The sequence below is a fragment of the Pseudomonas sp. NBRC 111127 genome, from assembly GCF_001320345.1.
In the GTDB taxonomy this organism is placed as follows: Bacteria; Pseudomonadota; Gammaproteobacteria; order Pseudomonadales; family Pseudomonadaceae; genus Aquipseudomonas; species Aquipseudomonas juntendi.
This window is the reverse complement of record NZ_BCBD01000340.1, coordinates 1-869: the sequence shown is the minus strand read 5'-3', so window position 1 is coordinate 869 and position 869 is coordinate 1. Positions and strand designations below refer to the sequence as shown.

Sequence of the window (869 nt, the reverse complement as noted above, 5' to 3'; positions counted from 1 at the left end):
GTTGGACAGCCCAGCGAATTCGGATATGTGATGTTTGTGATGCCTTGCGAACTTTCGGTTCATGTCATCTTCACCACCGCAATCTGCGTCAGCAAATTGCTTGGGTGTTATATGGTCAAGCCTCACGGGCAATTAGTATTGGTTAGCTCAACGCCTCACAGCGCTTACACACCCAACCTATCAACGTCGTAGTCTTCGACGGCCCTTTAGGGGATTCAAGATCCCAGTGAGATCTCATCTTGAGGCAAGTTTCCCGCTTAGATGCTTTCAGCGGTTATCTCTTCCGAACATAGCTACCCGGCAATGCCACTGGCGTGACAACCGGAACACCAGAGGTTCGTCCACTCCGGTCCTCTCGTACTAGGAGCAGCCCCTCTCAAATCTCAAACGTCCACGGCAGATAGGGACCGAACTGTCTCACGACGTTCTAAACCCAGCTCGCGTACCACTTTAAATGGCGAACAGCCATACCCTTGGGACCGGCTTCAGCCCCAGGATGTGATGAGCCGACATCGAGGTGCCAAACACCGCCGTCGATATGAACTCTTGGGCGGTATCAGCCTGTTATCCCCGGAGTACCTTTTATCCGTTGAGCGATGGCCCTTCCATACAGAACCACCGGATCACTAAGACCTACTTTCGTACCTGCTCGACGTGTTTGTCTCGCAGTCAAGCGCGCTTTTGCCTTTATACTCTACGACCGATTTCCGACCGGTCTGAGCGCACCTTCGTACTCCTCCGTTACTCTTTGGGAGGAGACCGCCCCAGTCAAACTACCCACCATACACTGTCCTCGATCCGGATAACGGACCTGAGTTAGAACCTCAAAGTTGCCAGGGTGGTATTTCAAGGATGGCTCCATGAGAACT

At 52.7% G+C, this 869-nt stretch carries 1 rRNA gene; it reads right to left on the bottom strand.

Annotated elements, in window-relative coordinates:
- Positions 1-111 precede the first annotated feature (111 nt).
- A 23S ribosomal RNA gene (locus APH30_RS27330) occupies positions 112-869 on the bottom strand; the annotation flags it as partial.